Raw genomic sequence first — 17,684 nt, forward strand, 5'->3', positions numbered from 1 at the left:
AACCCGCTGTCAACCGCCTCGTGAAACCGCTTTCGATCGACCTGACCGAAGCCACCAACAGGACTCAACCACCACCCTGCCAGCCCGGCGCATTCTACTCGAATTCGCCGTCCGTGCAAGCCCTAGATTTAGATAACTTCTTGATTTACAAGAGGTTTCGCCAAGGGCCTGCGCCGGAGAAGGTGCGCATTATAGGCACTCAGAAACTCACGTCAACGGCTGATTTGGCTTTATTTCGCGCCCGCTTTACCCTGAAGGCAACTGAGCTTCCTTTCGATGGATGGTAAGCGCACCAGCAGCAGCGCAGCGGCGATCGCGGCGTAGATCGCCCAGCGACCGGCGTCGGCGCGCACGACCCATAACATGTGCAGCAGCACAACCAAGAGCACCGGATAAACAATCCGATGCAGTTTCTTCCAGCGCTTGCCCAGCTTGCGCATGCTCCAACGATTGGATGTAACAGCCAGTACAAGCAAGCCCAGCAACGCAATCGCGCCCACCGCCATATAGGGTCGATCAATCAGTTCGAGTGTGAAGCTTGTGAAGTCAAGCCCTAGCAGGAAATAGAGATAAGCCGTGAGATGCAGCACCGCGTAACTGAAAGACCACAGCCCAAGCTGGCGGCGAAATGCGATCCACCCTGACCAGGATGTGAGCCGTTGCAATGGCGTCATTGCGAGCGAGCACAGCAGCAAGACCAAAGCGCCCTGCCCCAGATTGTCCACCAGCACCTTGCCGGGATCAGGCCCCAATGCAGCAATAGCCCCCAGATAAAGCCAGTAGCAGGGCGCACTCGCCGCTGATAGAAACAGAAGCAGTCGCCACCCTGGGTACCGCATTAGTAATCCTTACTCAGATCCATCCCAGCATAAAGGCTCGAAACCTCATCGCCGTAACCATTGAAAGGAAGTGTCGCTCGAACATTGGGACTGAACAGACTACCGGGCAACCGACGTTCCCGTGCCTGGGACCATCTGGGGTGGGAAACGTCCGGATTGACGTTGGCGTAGAAGCCATACTCCTGAGGCGCCATGGTCTGCCAGGTCGTTGCTGGCTGTTCACGAACGAAGCTGATGCGCACAATGGATTTGATGCTCTTGAAGCCATATTTCCAAGGCACAACCAAACGAAGGGGTGCCCCATTCTGATTGGGCAGGATCCGACCGTACATACCGACCGCCATCAAACTTAGCGGATGCATCGCCTCGTCCATCCTCATAGCCTCGATATAGGGCCAGTCGATCAGTGAAAAGCCCGTACGCATCCCGGGCATCTGTTCGGGCCGAGCCAACGTCTCGAAGCGCACGTATTTTGCGTTGGAGGTCGGTTTCATGCGGCGGATCATGTCACCTAGCGGAAAGCCCAACCATGGGATGACCATCGACCACGCCTCGACACAGCGCAAACGATAGATGCGCTCTTCAAGCTGGGCCGAACCACACAGACCCTCGACCGAGTAGCGCCCCGGATTCGCCACTTCGCCATCGACCAAGACGGTCCAGGGCTCGGTTACAAGCTTGGGCGCGTGCGCGGCGGGATCCCCCTTATCCGGGCCGAACTCATAGAAGTTGTTGTAGTGGGTCGCATCGCGATAGGGCGTGATGGCCTCACCCTCCGCAACGGAGGCCCCCCAATGAACCTGACCGAGTTTTGCGTCGAACCATGCAGGCGCATCGGCAGCGTCTACGCCGTCGTAGCGCCCTTGGTCCGCATGCACCGTCATCGGCAAACCGGCATAGGCAAAGGAAAACGCGGCACCTTTGAGTAGGTGCCGACGTTTAAGATAAAGCGTCTCGGGCGTTACATCGGTTTCGCGGCAGTCGCTACGACGAAATATCTTGATAAGCATGACATGCTCCGCTGCCTGAGCCTGGGCCATTCAATAGACAGCGGATCACTGAAGAAATCAACTTTCGACGCGCTTTCGACGACGCATCAGGAACTGCACAGGCCCCGAAACGGCATACGCAAGGAAGATCAAAAGCAGGATCCGTGGGGGGTCGCTGAATACCACCGCAAACACCAAGACCACCACCAGAATCGCCACGAACGGCACCCGACCTTTGAGATCGAGGTCCTTGAAGCTGTAGTACTTGATGTTGCTGACCATCAGCAGACCGGCCGCTGCGACCAGCAGAGCGAACAGCATCACCACGGCTATCGGCAAATCCACACCGCGAATACCGGGCTCGTCCAACGCCCAGACCGCCCACACCGAGCCGGCGACGACACCAGCAGCTGCCGGACTGGCAAGACCGATAAACCAGCGTTTGTCAACTTTGCCGATCTGCGTATTGAAACGTGCGAGACGCAGCGCGGCGCACGCAACGTAAATGAAAGCAACAGTAAGCCCAACGTTGCCCAAACCCGAAAGTGCCCACTCATAGGCCAACACAGCGGGCGCCAGACCAAAGGCAACCATGTCGGATAGCGAATCGTACTCCGCACCAAATGCACTCTGAGTGTTGGTCAAACGCGCCACGCGGCCATCGAGACTGTCCAGCACCATCGCCACGAATACCGTAGCCGCAGCAACGTAAAAATTGCCGTTGATCGCGGCAATAATGCAGAAGAAGCCCGCGAATAAATTCGCCGTGGTGAACAGGTTGGGGAGCAGATAGATGCCACGATGACGGACCTTGCGGCCTTCGGAATCCTGAATTTCTTCGATGTGCTCGTCGATAGGCAGCAAGCTTTCCGGCTCGACTGACTTGTTCGGCTCTTCGGGATGCTCACTCATGCAGATTACCTACAGCAGGTTTGAATAATTTCGACAGACCCTGACATGACGGGTTCAGCCCGCCAGCAGCATCGTTTTATAACAGATACCAGCCGGCATAACGAAAGAACGCGGCCTAGGCCGCGTTCTTTTCAAGCAGAACCGTTATCAGTTCTTACTCTTGTCGACGATCTTGTTGGCAGCGATCCACGGCATCATCGAACGCAGCTTCTCGCCGACCACTTCGATGCCATGGGCAGCGTTGTTGCGACGGTAGGCAGTCATCGAAGGATAGTTGGCAGCACCTTCGGTGATAAACATCTTGGCGTACTCGCCATCCTGAATACGCTTGAGCGCATTGCGCATGGCGGCACGGGATTCGGCGTTGATGACTTCCGGACCAGTCACATACTCGCCGTATTCGGCGTTGTTGGAAATCGAGTAGTTCATGTTGGCGATACCGCCTTCGAACATCAAATCGACAATCAGCTTCAGCTCATGCAGGCATTCGAAATAGGCCATTTCCGGGGCATAGCCAGCTTCGACGAGAGTCTCGAAGCCAGCCTTGACCAATTCGACGCAACCACCGCAAAGAACCGCCTGCTCGCCGAACAGATCGGTTTCAGTTTCGTCCTTGAAAGTGGTTTCGATGATGCCGGTACGTCCACCACCAACGCCGGAAGCGTAGGACAGCGCAACGTTCTTGGCATTACCGGAAGCATCCTGATAAATGGCGATGAGGTCCGGAATACCGCCGCCCTTGACGAATTCGGAACGCACGGTGTGACCGGGAGCCTTCGGCGCGATCATGATCACGTCCAAGTCAGCGCGAGGTACGACCTGGTTGTAGTGAATCGAGAAACCATGAGCGAACGCCAGGGTTGCGCCCTTCTTCAGGTTCGGCTCGATTTCGTCCTTATACAGACGACCCTGGAATTCGTCCGGGGTGAGGATCATCACGACGTCAGCGGCAGCAACCGCAGCGGCCACATTGTCAACTTTCAGACCATGGGCTTCAGCCTTGGCAACCGACGGCGAGCCGGCGCGCAGGCCGACAGTCACGTCGACACCGGAATCCTTCAGGTTGCAGGCATGCGCATGGCCCTGGGAGCCGTAGCCGATGATCGCGACCTTCTTGCCTTGAATGATGGAGAGGTCACAATCTTTGTCGTAGAAAACTTTCATGGAATTACCCCTGTTGCTGGCCATTCAGGCCATTCGATAAATCGTGTTAGATGCTCAGCACTTTGTCGCCGCGGGAGATCCCGGTGACGCCGCTGCGCACGACTTCCAGAATCGACGTGGTGCCGATGGCCTGGATGAAGCTGTCCAGCTTGTCGGTCGTGCCGGCGAGTTGGATGGTATAGACATTGGAGGTGACGTCGACGATCTGCCCACGGAAGATGTCAGTGGTACGTTTGACCTCGGCGCGCTGTGCACCGGTCGCCTTGACCTTGATCAGCATAAGCTCGCGCTCGATGTGCGCGCTCTCGGACAGGTCGACCAGCTTGACGACCTCGATCAACTTGTTGAGGTTCTTGGTGATCTGCTCGATCACTTCCTCATGACCTACGGTGGTCAGGGTCAACCGCGACAGCGTAGGGTCTTCGGTTGGCGCGACGGTCAGACTCTCGATGTTGTAGTTGCGCTGCGAGAACAGCCCGACCACACGAGACAAGGCGCCTGGTTCGTTTTCCATCAAAAGGGAAATAATGTGTCTCATGATCAGGTCCGCTCCGTCTTGCTGAGCCACATATCGCGCATCGCGCCGTCTTTGATTTGCATCGGATAGACGTGCTCGCTGGTATCAACGGCGATATCGAGGAACACCAGCCGATCTTTCATGGCGAAAGCCTCCTCCATCTTCGGCTTGAGATCCTTCAAGTCGGTGATGCGCATGCCTACATGCCCATAAGCCTCGGCCAGCTTGACGAAGTCAGGCAGCGACTCCATGTAGGAATGCGAGTAACGGCTGCTGTACATCATGTCCTGCCACTGGCGGACCATGCCCAGCGCGCCATTGTTGAGGTTGATGATTTTCACTGGAAGGTCGTACTGCAGGCAGGTCGACAATTCCTGAATATTCATCTGGATGCTGCCTTCGCCAGTGACACAGGCGACGTCAGCTTCTGGGAAATTCAACTTGGCGCCCATCGCCGCTGGGAAACCGAAGCCCATGGTGCCGAGACCGCCAGAGTTGAGCCAACGATTGGGCTTGTCGAACCGGTAGTACTGGGACGCGAACATCTGATGCTGGCCAACGTCAGAGGCTACATAGGCCTCGCCCTTGGTCACTTCGCATAGCATTTCGATAACGGCCTGCGGCTTGATGATAGTGCCGTCGCCCTTGTCATATGGGAATAGGCCGCGACTCCCGCGCCACTCCTCTATCTGCTTCCACCAACTCGCGATGGTCTCGGTATTCGGCGCCTGGCCGATCTCCTTGACGATAGCGACCATCTCGGTGAGCACACTGTCGACCGGTCCGACGATCGGAATGTCTGCCTTGATGGTCTTCGAGATGGAGGCCGGATCGATGTCGATGTGAATGATCTTGGCGTTCGGGCAGAATTTGGTCGCACCGTTGATCACGCGATCATCGAAACGCGCGCCGACCGCAAGAATCGCGTCAGAGTGATGCATTGCCAAGTTGGCGGTATAACTGCCGTGCATGCCGAGCATGCCGACGAACTGGCGGTCGCTACCCGGATAGCAACCAAGCCCCATCAAGGTGTTGGTTACTGGTAGGTTGAGCATCTTCGCCAGCTCGGTCAGCTGCGCTGAGGCGCCGCCCATGACCACGCCACCACCTGCGTAGATGATTGGCCGCTTGGCTGACAGGAGCAACTCCGCCGCCTTGCGGATCTGCCCCGAATGACCACGCAGCGCCGGGCTGTAAGAACGCAGCTTGGCTTTCTTCGGGTAAACGTATTCGAATTTTTCGGCCGGGTTGGTCATATCCTTCGGGATGTCGATGACGACCGGTCCAGGACGGCCAGACTCTGCGAGATAAAACGCTTTTTTCATCACTTCGGGGATTTCCGAAGGATGCTTGATCATGAAGCTGTGCTTCACGATGGGCCGGGAGATACCGATCATGTCGGTTTCCTGGAAGGCGTCGGTTCCGACCATGGTGCTCGGCACCTGGCCGGAGATCACCACCATCGGGATCGAGTCCATATAGGCGGTGGCAATACCGGTGATGGCGTTGGTCGCGCCGGGGCCAGAGGTCACCAGCACCACGCCAGCTTTGCCGGTCGCGCGGGCGTAGCCATCGGCCATGTGCGTGGCGGCCTGTTCGTGGCGAACTAGAATGTGCGTGACTTCCTCTTCCTTGAACAGCGCATCGTAGATGTGCAGCAAGGCGCCGCCAGGATAGCCATAGATGTACTTAACGCCTTCGTCGCGCAAGAAGCGGACGACCATTTCAGCGCCTGATAAAAGTTCCACGTTGTTCACCTCTAAAACGCCAGATAGCCGCCCCGCGTTGGACCGGCCAGAAATTGGTTTACTGCCAGACAGCGCATGAGCGACGGTGGTCGCCGACTACGTCAGCTGCTGACTAGCGAGTATTCAGGAACGCCCCAAAGTGTTGCGGAGCCTTCCTTCCCAGCGCGAGGTAACGCGTTGCGGATGTTACAAGTCGGCGCGGGTGTGCACCTTCATGATTGCTGAAAGGCCCGTTTCACCGACCAATCAGAACAGTAAGCGTGGAATTGTTCGGATTAGACCTGGCCAAGTCAAGTCTACAGTTGGCCTTCCGGCTGTTTCAGCTGTGATCCAGCGCAGAATGAAGGCGCTCGGCTTTTGCGTATAGTACCGACCTGGTTCTGTATTCCACAGAAGGGATTAGCATGCGTTTGACGATTTTCGCTGGCGGTCTGCTGCTTGCCTTGAGCAGCAGCGTCATGGCCAGCCAGGTTTACAAGTGGGTGGATGCACAAGGCGTCACTCACTTTGGCGCGCAACCTCCGCAGGGCCAACCCGCCGAAGCGCTCAACACCGCTACTCCGCCACCCAGGCCAGCTCCAGCGGCACCTGCTACGTCGGAACCGTCGGCAGAATCGGAACAGCGCGAGATCGATCGCCAAGTAAAGAAACAGGTGGCCGAACAAGAAGCGGAGCGTCAGCGCTACTGCACGTCGTTACGAACCAACCTGGCGCAGCTCCAGAACAATCCTCGAGTGCGCGTAGAAGAAGATGGGAAAATACGTCGGCTAAAGGAAGAAGAGCGTCAGGAGCGCATTACCGAAACCAGCCAGAAAATCGCTGACACTTGCAACCAATGAACAAAGCCAGCGCCAGCCTTCCGGCTGGCGCGCGTCACGCTTCGCCGCGACTGATCAACTCATCGAAGGTTTCGAGCGCCCTCAGCAGGCCGGCCATCTTATGCGGCTGGCGTTGATAGACCATCTCCGCCATCGCCAGGATGCCCGAAACCGTCGGTAGCGGATCATCGCGCTCCAGAATGTCCTTCATTCGCGGAAGAAAAATCCATTGCAGCCATTGCTCGAACGATAGCGTGTCGACGCAGAAAGGCTCCTGGCTCGCAAATGCCTGAGCGTCTGGTGGTGACGAAGCCCATAGCCCGCACACACGCAGCTCCCGCTCGATGACCAGCAGTTGTTCAGCCAAATAGGGAACACGACTATCCATTACATCGTTACCTTGGCTCGCTCACGAGCCTGCGCGGCGCCTGCGGCATTACCCTGACGCTCGCGCGCTTGGGCGATCAACTCCCACAGGCTCGCCTGCAGCGCCGGACGGCCACTGGCATAGCTCAAGCCCCGCCGGGAAAGCTGCTCGGCCTGCACCGCATCACCCTGAGCCAGGCGCACCTGGGCCAGGCGGTAAAGCACCTGAGGTTCACGGGGCGCGATGCGCTGAGCGCGTTCTAGGCTGGAGGCCGCACCGTTCAAATCACCGCCCCCCTGTTGTTGCTGAGCCGTGGTCAGCAATGCCAGCACGGGCCCATCGAGTCGCTCATCGGCCGACAGCGTCCCACTATTGGACGGAATACCGGTGGGCACGGATTGGCTCGGCGTCGGAATCGGAGCCGGTTCCGGCGCCCTCCATTGCTCTGGTGCATCCGGTGCCGGCGCTACAGATCCAGAGAATGCGCTATCCGGAGCCGCGAACGTCTGCAGCGGTTCCGAATTCTGCTGCGGCACCATAACCGTGACGCCAGACTCTTGCGCAGCAGCAGGACTTGTCATTGCAGACGGAGCAGCCGGACGCGAAGCCTGCCGCGCCGACACCTCCTCGGAAACCGGCGCGCCCGAGTCGACGACAGGTATCGCCCCTCGCTTAACCGTTGCGCAGCCTTGCACCAACACAGCGGCCATCACAACTATCATCCATTGCTTGCTCAACATTCGAACCTCTTGAAATTCACTCAGCTGGCCGATCAGGGTAACCAGCCACGAACCCAATCCATGACCGATTCGGCCGGCGCCTGGATTCCACAACCAGGGCCCGGCGCAGGCTCGCTACCGCGAATGTAGGGAATCTGTACGGCGTCAGGACAGTTTTCCAGCGTCCCCTCACCGGTTCGCGCATCTACCCAGGCCATCTCGACATTCTCAGGCAACGCGGCCTGCAGCGGCAGCGGATCGGCACGGCGCATGAAATCTGCCCATACCTGCAACGCTCCGGTGGCGCCGGTCAGCGACGTTTTGCCATTGTCATCACGCCCCAGCCAGACCACCGCAAGCAGGTCCTGACTGAACCCGGCGAACCAGCTATCGCGTGAATCGTTGGTGGTACCGGTCTTGCCCGCCAGCGTCAATGATCTCGGGACGTGATTGTATGCTGAGCGGCCCGTCCCCTCGCGCATGGCGCGCTGCATGGCGTACTGGGTCAGATAGATAGCGCCGGCATCGAAACGCTGTTCGATCTTGAATGGATAGCGACTCAGCGGCTCTCCGTCGGCGGCCAAGACACTGCGAATACCTCGTAGCGGCGTATTGAAACCTCCGTTGGCCAGCGTCTGATACATGTCTGCAACCTCAATAGGCCGCAGCCCGCCAGCGCCCAACAGCATCGAGGGATAGGCTGGCCAATCCGGTGAAGCGCCCAGTCGTTCCAGGGTCTTCAAGACATGAGGCACCCCTAGATCGAGACCAAGGCGCGCCGTCGATAGATTGTAGGAATTGGCCAGCGCCTGATAGAGATAAACGGTACCGTGCGCGGTGCGCCCGTAATTTTGCGGCTTCCATACCTGGCCATCAGCGCCCTTGACCGAAAAAGGTTCATCTTCCAGCAGGCTGGTCAGCGTGTACTGACTCGGCTTCTCCAGCGCCGCAAGGTAGATGGCCGGCTTGATCAGCGACCCGATGGGTCGCGACGCATCCAACGCACGATTGAAACCGGCGAACCCAGGCTGACGACCGCCGAGCATCGCCTGCAACTCCCCGGTTTCCGGGTTGGTCACGAGCATCGCCCCTTCGACGCCTTCGGCGGCCTTGCCGAGGCGTTTCAGCGTTTCGCTCATCGCCCTCTCGGCCTTCATCTGCAGAATCGGATCGAAGCTGGTGAAGACCCGCAGCCCCTCTTCCGTCAGGTCCTCGTCACGGTAATCCTCGCGCAGCTGGCGCTTGACCAGATCGAGGAATGCCGGATAGGAACTGTCCGCCAGGCTGCCCCGCTGCGTCACCCCGAGCGGAGCTTTCCGAGCTGCTTCGGCTTCTTCGGAAGTGAGTACCTGCTGCTCGGCCAGAAGGTCGAGGATAAGGTTGCGGCGCTCCAGCGCCCGTTCCGGATGGCGCCGCGGATTGTAGTAAGTCGGGCCCTTCACCATGCCGACCAACAGCGCGATGTGCTGAACCTTCAATTCGGCCAGTGGACGGCCGAAGAAGTATTGACTGGCCAGACCAAACCCGTGAATGGCTCGGCGACCGTCCTGTCCGAGAAACACCTCGTTGAGGTAGGCCTCGAGGATTTCGTTCTTGTCGTAATGCAACTCCAGCAACACGGCCATCATCGCTTCGGTGGCTTTGCGGCTGAGGCTGCGCTCGTTAGTCAGATAAAAGTTCTTGACCAGCTGCTGGGTGAGCGTGCTGCCACCCTGGCGCACTTCGCCGGCAGTCAGGTTAACCCAGACGGCGCGCACGATGGATTTGGGTGAAACACCAAAGTGATCGAAAAACTCCCGATCCTCGACCGCGACCAATGTTTCGACCAGATAGGGCGGCGCCTGGTCGAGCTGGATCAGGATGCGGTCTTCGTTGTGAGCCGGATAAAGCCCACCGATCGTTACGGGCTCGAGGCGGGCCACCGGCAGCTCGTCACCATTGGCGCGAGTGAGACCGGCGACGAAATCGCCAGAAAAACGCACACGGATGCGCTGCGACTCTTCGATCCCTTCATAAAACCGGAACCCGCGGGTGTGCATTTCCACGGTGCTTGCGGCAACCGACATACTGCCGGGACCGCTGACAGCCTTTTCGCGGCGATACCCCAGCGCATCGAGCTCCGTCAGGAAGTCATCCTTGGCGAGCTTTTGCCCAACGAACAATTCCAGCGGCCGTGCATAGACCGTCGCCGGAATGGTCCAGCGTTTGCCGGAGAATTTCTCCTGCACCACGGCATCGAGGTAAACGGCGACGCCGGCGAGTATCACCAGGGCCACGATAGATAGCTTGATTACCCAGCCCAGCCAGGGGCGAGACCCATTGGAACGGCGCTTGGTACGGGATCGAGAGGAGCGTGCTTTAGTCATGGCGGCGCATTATACGCACTTTGATTTGCCCGGAAGACGGCCTCCTGGCGGTTTGCAGGTCTGGTCGGGGAAGACATAATGGAGCGCTTTCGAGTGTGTGACCTGCGTCCCATTGGACCCGCACACCCCATCGACAAACTGCAAGGAATGACCGTGAGCCAAGCATTGATCGCCGCACTGCAAGATCCGGCCCTCTACCCACATCCGGTCGACGGCTTCCGGGTCATCGAAACCCATATCTCCTGGGTCATCCTCACTGGCACCTATGCCTACAAAATGAAGAAGCCGGTGGATTTTGGCTTTCTCAACTTTACCGACCTGACGGCTCGCAAGCATTACTGCAACGAAGAGCTGCGTTTGAATCAACGAATGGCGCCAGACATTTATCTGCGCGTCCTGCCTATTACCGGCAGCGTTGACGCCCCGGTGATCGACGGCAACGGCGAGCCGATCGATTACCTTCTGCAAATGCGCGAGTTTCCGCAGGCTCAACTAATGGCCGAAGTGCAGGCACGCGGCGAGCTGACCGACGCACATATCGATGCCCTCGCCGAGCAGATTGCCCAATTTCATCTGAGCACTCCTCAGGTGCCGGCCGGCCACTCGCTGAACAGTGCCGACGCGATCGTTGCGCCGATGCGGCAAAACTTCGAGCAGATCCGCCCCTTGCTGAGCGAGCAGTCCGACCTGCAACAACTCGACGCGCTACTCGCCTGGACCGAAACGAGCATTGCCCGCCTGCAACCGCTGCTGGAGCAGCGCACCCAGCACGGTTTCATCCGTGAATGCCATGGTGACCTGCACCTGGGCAACGCAACGATCATCGACGACAAGGTCGTGCTGTTCGATTGCATTGAATTCAACGAGCCCTTCCGCCTGATCGATATCGCCTCTGACGCGGCGTTCCTGGCGATGGACCTGGAAGACCGTGGCCTGAAGTGCCAAGCACGTCGTTTCATCAACGGCTGGCTGGAGCGCACCGGAGATTACGCCTCGCTCGAATTGCTCAGCCTGTACAAAGCCTATCGGGCGATGGTTCGTGCCAAGGTCAGCCTGTTCCGGCTGTATCAGGAGCAGGACGCGGTACAGCGCCGCGTGATCCTGCGCCAGTACCGCAGCTACGCCAATCTGGCCGAAAGCTACAGCGCCATTCCTTCTCGCTTTCTCGCCATCACCCATGGCGTCTCGGCAGTGGGCAAAAGCCAGGTTGCGCTACGTCTGGTCGAGGCGCTGGGCGCCATCAGGTTGCGTTCGGACGTCGAGCGCAAGCGGTTGCATGGTGAGCAGCCGCAAGCCCTTGCCGCTGAGCTGGACGCAGGTATTTATAGCGCCGAAGCGGGCGAATCGACCTACCAGCGGCTGCACTCAGTGGCTGAGACCGCACTGAATGCCGGCTTTTCGGTGGTGATCGATGCGACCTATCTCAAGCAGCAGCAGCGTCAGTCGGCGTGGCAAGTGGCTGAGTCGACTGGCGTCCCGTTCCTGATCCTCACGTGCGAAGCGCCCGAGGCGGTGATCGAACAATGGCTTACCCAGCGGCAGGCCGAAGGCGGTGACCCATCCGACGCGACCATGGCCGTGGTCAAGGCGCAACAGGCCGCCCGCGAGCCGCTGACCGAACGCGAACAGTTGCTCAGCCGCCAGATCAACACACCCGAGGCAGGCAGCCTCGACAACCTTGTCAGTGCGGTTCGCCAACGGCTGCCAGGGCTCTAACGCACGGATACGACATCCCGCAGGCGCAACCGACGGCATTCACGCACCGCTACGGGCAGAACCCGGCGGTGCTTCTATACTTGGCGATGCCTGTCTGCGGAAGTCGACCATGCCACACTGCGCTCTGCCTTTGCTGCCGGACCATCGCCATGGGTGACAGCGTCCGGCTTTTTTCGATTCGCTCCGACGAGTATGCACAGTTCCGCCCTACCTATCCGGACGACCTGTTCCGCTGGCTCGCCGAGCGGAGCCCACGACGTCGCTATGCCTTGGATGTCGCGGCTGGCAGCGGCCAGGCGACGCTTCCTCTGCTGGAACATTTCGAGCAGGTTCTTGCCTGCGATGCCAGCCCTCACCAACTGACCGGCAGTTCGGGCTGGCGGTCCGCAACGCGCTTCGCTGCCCAGGCCGAGCGGCTGCCGTTGCGCGATGGTATGGCCGATCTACTGGTCGTCGCGCAGGCGTTGCACTGGTTTGCTACCCCGGCGTTCTTCGCCGAGGCAAAGCGAGTACTCGCGCCCGACGGCTTCTTCTGCGCCTGGTGCTATTCCCTGCTTCGTATCGAACCGAGGCTGGATGCGGTCATTGCTCGTCTGCATTGCGAAACGCTGAACGGCTACTGGCCACAAGGGCGCGCCAGTGTCGACGCAGGCTATCGCGATATCCATGCGCCATTCGAAACCCTCGAGCCTCCGGACTTCGCAATCGAGGCCCATTGGAATCTGCGCCAACTGCTCGGCTATATGCGGACATGGTCAGCCGTGAAACAGTGGCAAAAAGCTCATGGGAACGATCCGATAACTCAGCTCGCACCCGAACTCGCGCAGCGCTGGGGCGATCCGGAGCGACAGCGCAGAGTTCGCTGGCCGCTTCACTTCCTTGCCGGCTATCCGGGCCGATAGGAGCAACCGTGCACGACGAGCTGCTGACCCTGAAAAACCTCGGTAAGACATCCGCGCAATGGCTGCACGCCTCGGGTATCCATACAGCCGAGGACTTGCATCGGCTCGGCGCGGTCAACGCTTACCAGGCGGTCAAGTCACGAGGATTCAACGCATCACGCGTGTTGCTTTATGCCATTGAAGGGGCATTGCGTGACATGAACTGGAAGGAGCTTCCGGATACGCTCAAGAATGAGTTGAACCAGCGGCTCAATGGCGGCGACGCTGGAGACAAGAGCTAGCTCACAACCTCTACGTAGCGTGATTTACTCCTACCCCTCGGCAGCATTATCGTGAGTGTGCGCATCGCTCAACCGTTCTGAGCCCGCTGTTCAAGGACTGTCGTCATGTATCTACTCGGAGAACAACCGGCTTATGCCGATCAGCTGATCAACCGCTTGCAGGGGATCCCCGCGCAACTTCTGGAGGGCCTGGCACCTACTGCCCCACCTATCGAAATCAAGGGTTCTGACGATCTCACCGATGAATTGCCCGAACAGCAACTGTTCATCATCGAGAGCGGGCTACTGCATGCGCTCGTTGATGAACGACCGTTGTTCTATATGCAGGAAGGGGATCTTCTCGGCCTTCGCCAAGGCATCGACTTGCCAGCTTGTCGTTATCGCAGCGACGAATCGATCCGTCTGATTCCGTATTCACGAAGCGCGGTGTTTCAACATATCCATGCCGATCAGCGCCGACAGGAGCTCTTTACGCAATATCTCATCGGCCAGACGGTACTGTTATCCGATGCGCTGGCCCGCCTGAAGCAGCCCGAAGTTCATCCGACGACCGGATTCCAGCATTTTGCTGCTGGCGAAGAGCTGATTCGTCAGGGCGACGATGCAGACAATGTATTCATCATCATCGAGGGACACGCCGAAGCGATTGTCGACGGCCAGAAGGTCGGCGATGTCCAGCGCGATGAAATCTTCGGTGCCATGGCTGTGTTCACCCACGAAAAGCGCAGCGCGAGCGTTGTCGCCACGTCCGCCTGCACGGTCATGCTGATTCCCAAGGATCAATTCCTCAGCTTGATGCAGAACAACCCGAAGATCGCGCATAGCCTGATAGAAAGCATGGCCAGGCGGATCGACCTGCTCAACAAGGAAGTCACCCAGTTGCGCCTGCCAATCTCCGCTTGATCGCGCAACGAAGCCGATTTCGTTCTGGACGGAAAATTATTTCGAATCAGATGTTGACGTCGAAATGAGAATTGTTACTATTAGCACCACTGATCGAGAGATCAGTTGGTAAGCTGGAAGGCCAGGCAGTCGGACTTTCAGGTTATCTCCTCATCAGGCTAATCACGGTTTTGACCCGGCTCTTGCCGGGTCTTTTTTTGCCTGACATAAATGCATGCCGCCTCGGGTACGCTTGCCTGACGCCTACTGCTGCTTTTTACCGAACTCGACGCAATGGTCCTGCTGCGGCTGGGCCGGTGTAAACCAAACGAAATCGGCCTGCTCCGCGCTCAAGGTCTCGCCCACCTCGGCGAGTACCAGAACCTTCGTGTCGCGACTCGCCAAATGCAAGGGCACACCCAGATCACGCCGCACATGAAAGGCCCCCGCCAGCAATACCGCTGGCTTCGGCGACGCGTTCAGTTGTTCCGCCATCCGGCGGTCGCGCTGCTGCTGCACCGCCAACATCGCCGGCAGCTGCGCCTCCGGCAGCATGTCGCAATGAGAAACGCGTATTTGCTCCAGCAGCCTCTTTTGCACAGGCTCCGCAGCTGCGGCCGCCGTCAACTGCGGTTTGCGGCGGTAGATATCGGTGATCTCAGCGCGATCGAGATTCGCCGCCAGCATCGGATAAGGTTGCGCCAAGGCATACTCGACTACTGGTGCGTAAAGGTCCCAATCCCAGCCCTTTTGCCAATCCAGCGCTCCGGGCAGATCCGCCGGCCATTGCCCTCGCCCGATAGACGCCTGCACTCGCGCGACACGCTTCTGTTGATCCGGGTTGAGCATTTCCAATAGCAGGCTGCCCTGCTCGCGCCGCTGAGCCAGCGCCTGAAGAAGCCAACGCTGTAGAGCGTGATGGTCGGGGTTGTCATGGCGCTCACCAATCAATACCTGATCGACATCGGCCAACTCCCTTACCAGCTGCTGCGCCGAAAGCCGTTCGCCGCTGCGCAGATCTATGATCTGACCAAGGTCAGGATGCGCCAGGCCTTCTGGGCTCTGCCAGGACGGCAATGGCGGGATCGATTGACATGCAGTCAGCAGGATCATGGCAATAGACAACAAAAATCGCATCGATCACTCCTCAGCGCGCAATGACAAGCGGGTGCCCCCGCTCAGGGTGCTGCTGTATCAACACATCCAGGCCGAATACCGACTTCAGCGGTTCTGCACGCAGCACCTGCCCGGGCGCACCACTTAACCGCGCCCGCCCGTCCGCCAGCAGCAACAGGTGATCGCAATAGCGTGCCGCAAGATTCAGATCATGCAGAATCACCATGACCGCGACGCCCTGCTCCGCGAACTGCCGGACGGCCTGCAGAATGCCGTGCTGATGCAATGGATCGAGCATGGCTGTGGGCTCGTCCAGCAGCAGGACCTGCCCGGCGCCACCTGGCCACAACTGCGCCCACACGCGCGCCAGGTGCACGCGCTGCTGCTCTCCGCCCGACAGCGCCAGATAACTGCGGGCTGCCAAGTGCTGCGCATCCGCAGCCTGCAGCGCAGCAGTGACGATCCGTCTGTCTAGGTCCTGGCCACTGGCGTGGGGCAACCGCCCGAGGCTCACCACTTCGTCGACGCGAAAACCGAAACTCAGCGTCGACGTCTGTGGCAGCACCGCCAGACAGCGCGCCCGCTCAGGCCCATCCCAGTCATGCAGCGATCGTTGATGCAGCTGCACCTCACCGGCGCTGATCGCAAGCTCACCGCTCAGTGCCCCAAGCAAGGTGCTTTTACCAGCGCCGTTGGGGCCCAACACGCCCAGAACTTGGCCTGGCGCCAATTCGAGATCGATGTTTTCAAGCACGGTCATGGCGCCGCGACGGACCGAAACATTCCGGGCGCAGAGCATCAGCGACGCCCTCGTAGCAACAGATAAAGGAAGAAAGGCGCGCCCAGTAGCGCGGTGACGATGCCGATCGGCAACTCCGCAGGCACCAGTACGAGCCGCGCCAGCAGATCGGCCAGCAGCAGCAAACTGCCGCCAGCCAGCGCCGAGGCCGGTAGCAGCAATCGGTGGTCGGGGCCGACCAACAGACGTACCAAATGGGGCACCACCAACCCAACGAACCCGATCATGCCCGCTGCAGCCACTGCCGCCCCCACGCCCAGTGCAGTACAAAAGACCAGCTCGCGCTTGAGCCGCTCGACATCGAAACCCAGATGACGCGCTTCGGATTCGCCCAGCAGCAGCGCATTCAGCGCTCGGGCGCGGCGTGGCAGCCAACACATCACCGCCACCGTGACCAGCAGTAACGGCCAGAGCCGCGCGTAACTTGCACCGTTGAGACTGCCAAGATTCCAGAACGTCAGCGTGCGCAGCGTGCTGTCATCGGCAAGGTAGGTGAACAGCCCGATCATGGCGCCCGCCAGCGCAGTCAGCGCGATGCCCGCGAGCAGCATCGTGGCGACATCGGTGCGTCCCTCGCGACGCCCCAGGCGATAGACCAGCGCGGTGACCCCGAGGCCACCAACAAATGCACTAAGCGACAGCAGATAGGGTTCCAGTAGCGGTGAAATGCCGCCGATCAGTTCGCCCCCAACGATAGTCATTGCCGCGCCCAATGCGGCACCACTCGAGACGCCGATCAGTCCGGGATCGGCCAGTGGATTGCGAAACAAACCCTGCATGGCGACGCCGGCGAGCGCCAATACAGCGCCTGCAGCCATCCCGAGCAAGGCCCGCGGCAAACGTATCTGCCCCAGGATAAGTTCGGCCTGCGCTGTACCCTCGGCGCCAAACGAGAGACCCAGCAGACGCAGCATGGCCTGCAGAGTTTCACCGAGCGACAGGCTGACCGGCCCCAATGCCAGCGATAGCCAGAAGGCAATCAGCCACAACAGGCCCAACGAAAGGAACAGGGGGCGTGCGGTCAGCACAGGGCTCATCGAGAGTGTCGCCAGTCGGAGTTCGGGCGAAGGATAAAAGCCAGCCAGTCGGTCCGCCACCTTTAATCCGCCTTGGTCTCCACCGATCCGAGCGCCTGAGTGATAATCCCGAGCTGACAGGGGGACACATGATTCGATTATGCGCCGCGAGCGATATCGCCGAAGGCCAGAGCAAAGGCTTGGAAGTACAGGGGCAGCGCCTGCTCGTCATACGCAAGGACGACATCGTGCATGTCTACGAGAACCGCTGTCCGCATCGAGGGATACCCTTGGAATGGGTTCCGGACCAGTTCCTCGACACTAGCGGCAGCCTGATCCAATGCGCCACTCACGGCGCGCTGTTTCTCATCGACAGCGGCGAGTGCGTAGCCGGCCCCTGTGCCGGTCAAGCCCTTCGAGCACTGCCGAGCACCGAGCGCGACGGCATCATCTGGTTGCAAAACGCGCGGTAGTGCGACGTTGCGCCCAGGCGACGATTCGCCACGTTGGGTATCATTCGTCCACTGCCCCAA

The 17,684-nt window shown here is 59.4% G+C and carries 18 protein-coding genes; 6 read left to right on the plus strand and 12 right to left on the minus strand.

All coding sequences use genetic code 11. The features are described 5' to 3' along the window. Positions 1-230 precede the first annotated feature (230 nt). From msrQ to V6943_RS00030, 6 genes are all read right to left on the minus strand, one after another. Entirely contained in the window at positions 231-839 is a 609-nt protein-coding gene (gene msrQ, locus V6943_RS00005; RefSeq protein ID WP_340552238.1) for a protein-methionine-sulfoxide reductase heme-binding subunit MsrQ, read from the minus strand. Continuing rightward, positions 839-1,849: a protein-methionine-sulfoxide reductase catalytic subunit MsrP gene (gene msrP, locus V6943_RS00010; RefSeq protein ID WP_181100188.1), complete on the minus strand. Its 1,011-nt coding sequence runs from the start codon at positions 1,847-1,849 to the stop codon at positions 839-841. The genes msrQ and msrP overlap by 1 nt, the downstream gene beginning before the upstream one ends. Before the next feature lie 57 nt (positions 1,850-1,906). Then, complete coding sequence (pssA, locus tag V6943_RS00015; RefSeq protein ID WP_131649993.1) at positions 1,907-2,740, minus strand: CDP-diacylglycerol--serine O-phosphatidyltransferase; 834 nt, start codon at positions 2,738-2,740, stop codon at positions 1,907-1,909. A 147-nt stretch (positions 2,741-2,887) separates the two neighbouring features. Then, positions 2,888-3,904, minus strand: coding sequence for a ketol-acid reductoisomerase (gene ilvC / locus V6943_RS00020; protein ID WP_131649992.1), 1,017 nt, complete (start codon positions 3,902-3,904; stop codon positions 2,888-2,890). Positions 3,905-3,950: 46 nt separating this feature from the next. Then, positions 3,951-4,442: an acetolactate synthase small subunit gene (gene ilvN / locus V6943_RS00025; RefSeq protein ID WP_131649991.1), complete on the minus strand. Its 492-nt coding sequence runs from the start codon at positions 4,440-4,442 to the stop codon at positions 3,951-3,953. A 2-nt stretch (positions 4,443-4,444) separates the two neighbouring features. Continuing rightward, complete coding sequence (locus tag V6943_RS00030) at positions 4,445-6,169, minus strand: acetolactate synthase 3 large subunit (protein ID WP_131649990.1); 1,725 nt, start codon at positions 6,167-6,169, stop codon at positions 4,445-4,447. A 404-nt stretch (positions 6,170-6,573) separates the two neighbouring features. Here V6943_RS00030 and V6943_RS00035 point away from each other — a divergent pair, with 404 nt between their 5' ends. Further along, positions 6,574-7,008, plus strand: a complete 435-nt coding sequence (locus V6943_RS00035; RefSeq protein ID WP_131649989.1) for a DUF4124 domain-containing protein — start codon at positions 6,574-6,576, stop codon at positions 7,006-7,008. A 34-nt stretch (positions 7,009-7,042) separates the two neighbouring features. Here the strand turns inward: V6943_RS00035 and V6943_RS00040 are convergent, their stop codons facing one another. From V6943_RS00040 to mrcB, 3 genes are read right to left on the minus strand one after another with little or no spacing between them, the layout of a single operon-like run. Further along, on the minus strand, positions 7,043-7,375 hold the full coding sequence (locus V6943_RS00040) for a YqcC family protein (RefSeq protein WP_181100186.1): 333 nt from the start codon (positions 7,373-7,375) through the stop codon (positions 7,043-7,045). Then, positions 7,375-8,076 carry a tetratricopeptide repeat protein gene (locus V6943_RS00045; RefSeq protein WP_340553003.1) on the minus strand — a complete coding sequence of 234 codons (702 nt, stop codon included), beginning with the start codon at positions 8,074-8,076 and terminating at the stop codon, positions 7,375-7,377. The genes V6943_RS00040 and V6943_RS00045 overlap by 1 nt, the downstream gene beginning before the upstream one ends. A 50-nt stretch (positions 8,077-8,126) precedes the next feature. After that, positions 8,127-10,439 carry a penicillin-binding protein 1B gene (gene mrcB, locus V6943_RS00050; RefSeq protein WP_197445813.1) on the minus strand — a complete coding sequence of 771 codons (2,313 nt, stop codon included), beginning with the start codon at positions 10,437-10,439 and terminating at the stop codon, positions 8,127-8,129. Positions 10,440-10,592: 153 nt separating this feature from the next. Between mrcB and V6943_RS00055 the strand changes: the two genes are divergently transcribed. The 4 genes from V6943_RS00055 to V6943_RS00070 all read left to right on the plus strand — a co-directional run bounded on the left by V6943_RS00055 (position 10,593) and on the right by V6943_RS00070 (position 14,241). Further along, the gene (locus V6943_RS00055) at positions 10,593-12,155 is read left to right on the plus strand and encodes a bifunctional aminoglycoside phosphotransferase/ATP-binding protein (protein ID WP_340552239.1); all 1,563 of its coding nucleotides are present in this window, start codon (positions 10,593-10,595) and stop codon (positions 12,153-12,155) included. A 149-nt stretch (positions 12,156-12,304) separates the two neighbouring features. Then, entirely contained in the window at positions 12,305-13,057 is a 753-nt protein-coding gene (locus V6943_RS00060) for a class I SAM-dependent methyltransferase (protein ID WP_131649985.1), read from the plus strand. 8 nt (positions 13,058-13,065) lie between these two features. Beyond that, positions 13,066-13,338, plus strand: a complete 273-nt coding sequence (locus V6943_RS00065) for a TfoX/Sxy family protein (RefSeq protein WP_131649984.1) — start codon at positions 13,066-13,068, stop codon at positions 13,336-13,338. A 105-nt stretch (positions 13,339-13,443) separates the two neighbouring features. Then, a complete protein-coding gene (locus V6943_RS00070; RefSeq protein WP_131649983.1) occupies positions 13,444-14,241 on the plus strand; it encodes a cyclic nucleotide-binding domain-containing protein in 798 nt (265 codons plus the stop codon). 243 nt (positions 14,242-14,484) lie between these two features. On the opposite strand, the gene V6943_RS00075 is transcribed toward V6943_RS00070, so the two are convergent. From V6943_RS00075 to V6943_RS00085, 3 genes are read right to left on the minus strand one after another with little or no spacing between them, the layout of a single operon-like run. Further along, positions 14,485-15,357, minus strand: coding sequence for a ChaN family lipoprotein (locus V6943_RS00075; protein WP_340552240.1), 873 nt, complete (start codon positions 15,355-15,357; stop codon positions 14,485-14,487). Between the two features lie 10 nt (positions 15,358-15,367). Further along, positions 15,368-16,135, minus strand: coding sequence for a heme ABC transporter ATP-binding protein (locus tag V6943_RS00080; protein ID WP_340552241.1), 768 nt, complete (start codon positions 16,133-16,135; stop codon positions 15,368-15,370). Further along, positions 16,135-17,118, minus strand: coding sequence for a FecCD family ABC transporter permease (locus tag V6943_RS00085; protein ID WP_165914232.1), 984 nt, complete (start codon positions 17,116-17,118; stop codon positions 16,135-16,137). Before V6943_RS00085 ends, V6943_RS00080 begins: the two co-directional genes overlap by 1 nt. 182 nt (positions 17,119-17,300) lie before the next feature. On the opposite strand from V6943_RS00085, the gene V6943_RS00090 reads away from it, so the two are divergent. Continuing rightward, complete coding sequence (locus V6943_RS00090; protein WP_340552242.1) at positions 17,301-17,624, plus strand: Rieske (2Fe-2S) protein; 324 nt, start codon at positions 17,301-17,303, stop codon at positions 17,622-17,624. Positions 17,625-17,684 lie beyond the last annotated feature (60 nt).

Origin of the sequence: Pseudomonas sp. CBC3, assembly GCF_037967085.1 — a bacterium.
Lineage (GTDB): Bacteria > Pseudomonadota > Gammaproteobacteria > Pseudomonadales > Pseudomonadaceae > Stutzerimonas.

What these genes read in the sequence shown, in the direction of transcription:
- V6943_RS00075 (WP_340552240.1), bottom strand. Translation starts at nt 15,357, where the DNA reads ATGCGATTTTTGTTGTCTATTGCCATGATCCTGCTGACTGCATGTCAA.
- ilvC (WP_131649992.1), bottom strand. Translation starts at nt 3,904, where the DNA reads ATGAAAGTTTTCTACGACAAAGATTGTGACCTCTCCATCATTCAAGGC.
- ilvN (WP_131649991.1), bottom strand. Translation starts at nt 4,442, where the DNA reads ATGAGACACATTATTTCCCTTTTGATGGAAAACGAACCAGGCGCCTTG.
- V6943_RS00090 (WP_340552242.1), top strand. Translation starts at nt 17,301, where the DNA reads ATGATTCGATTATGCGCCGCGAGCGATATCGCCGAAGGCCAGAGCAAA.
- V6943_RS00045 (WP_340553003.1), bottom strand. Translation starts at nt 8,076, where the DNA reads ATGATAGTTGTGATGGCCGCTGTGTTGGTGCAAGGCTGCGCAACGGTT.
- V6943_RS00060 (WP_131649985.1), top strand. Translation starts at nt 12,305, where the DNA reads ATGGGTGACAGCGTCCGGCTTTTTTCGATTCGCTCCGACGAGTATGCA.
- V6943_RS00080 (WP_340552241.1), bottom strand. Translation starts at nt 16,135, where the DNA reads ATGCTCTGCGCCCGGAATGTTTCGGTCCGTCGCGGCGCCATGACCGTG.
- pssA (WP_131649993.1), bottom strand. Translation starts at nt 2,740, where the DNA reads ATGAGTGAGCATCCCGAAGAGCCGAACAAGTCAGTCGAGCCGGAAAGC.
- V6943_RS00070 (WP_131649983.1), top strand. Translation starts at nt 13,444, where the DNA reads ATGTATCTACTCGGAGAACAACCGGCTTATGCCGATCAGCTGATCAAC.
- V6943_RS00040 (WP_181100186.1), bottom strand. Translation starts at nt 7,375, where the DNA reads ATGGATAGTCGTGTTCCCTATTTGGCTGAACAACTGCTGGTCATCGAG.
- mrcB (WP_197445813.1), bottom strand. Translation starts at nt 10,439, where the DNA reads ATGACTAAAGCACGCTCCTCTCGATCCCGTACCAAGCGCCGTTCCAAT.
- V6943_RS00035 (WP_131649989.1), top strand. Translation starts at nt 6,574, where the DNA reads ATGCGTTTGACGATTTTCGCTGGCGGTCTGCTGCTTGCCTTGAGCAGC.
- msrQ (WP_340552238.1), bottom strand. Translation starts at nt 839, where the DNA reads ATGCGGTACCCAGGGTGGCGACTGCTTCTGTTTCTATCAGCGGCGAGT.
- msrP (WP_181100188.1), bottom strand. Translation starts at nt 1,849, where the DNA reads ATGCTTATCAAGATATTTCGTCGTAGCGACTGCCGCGAAACCGATGTA.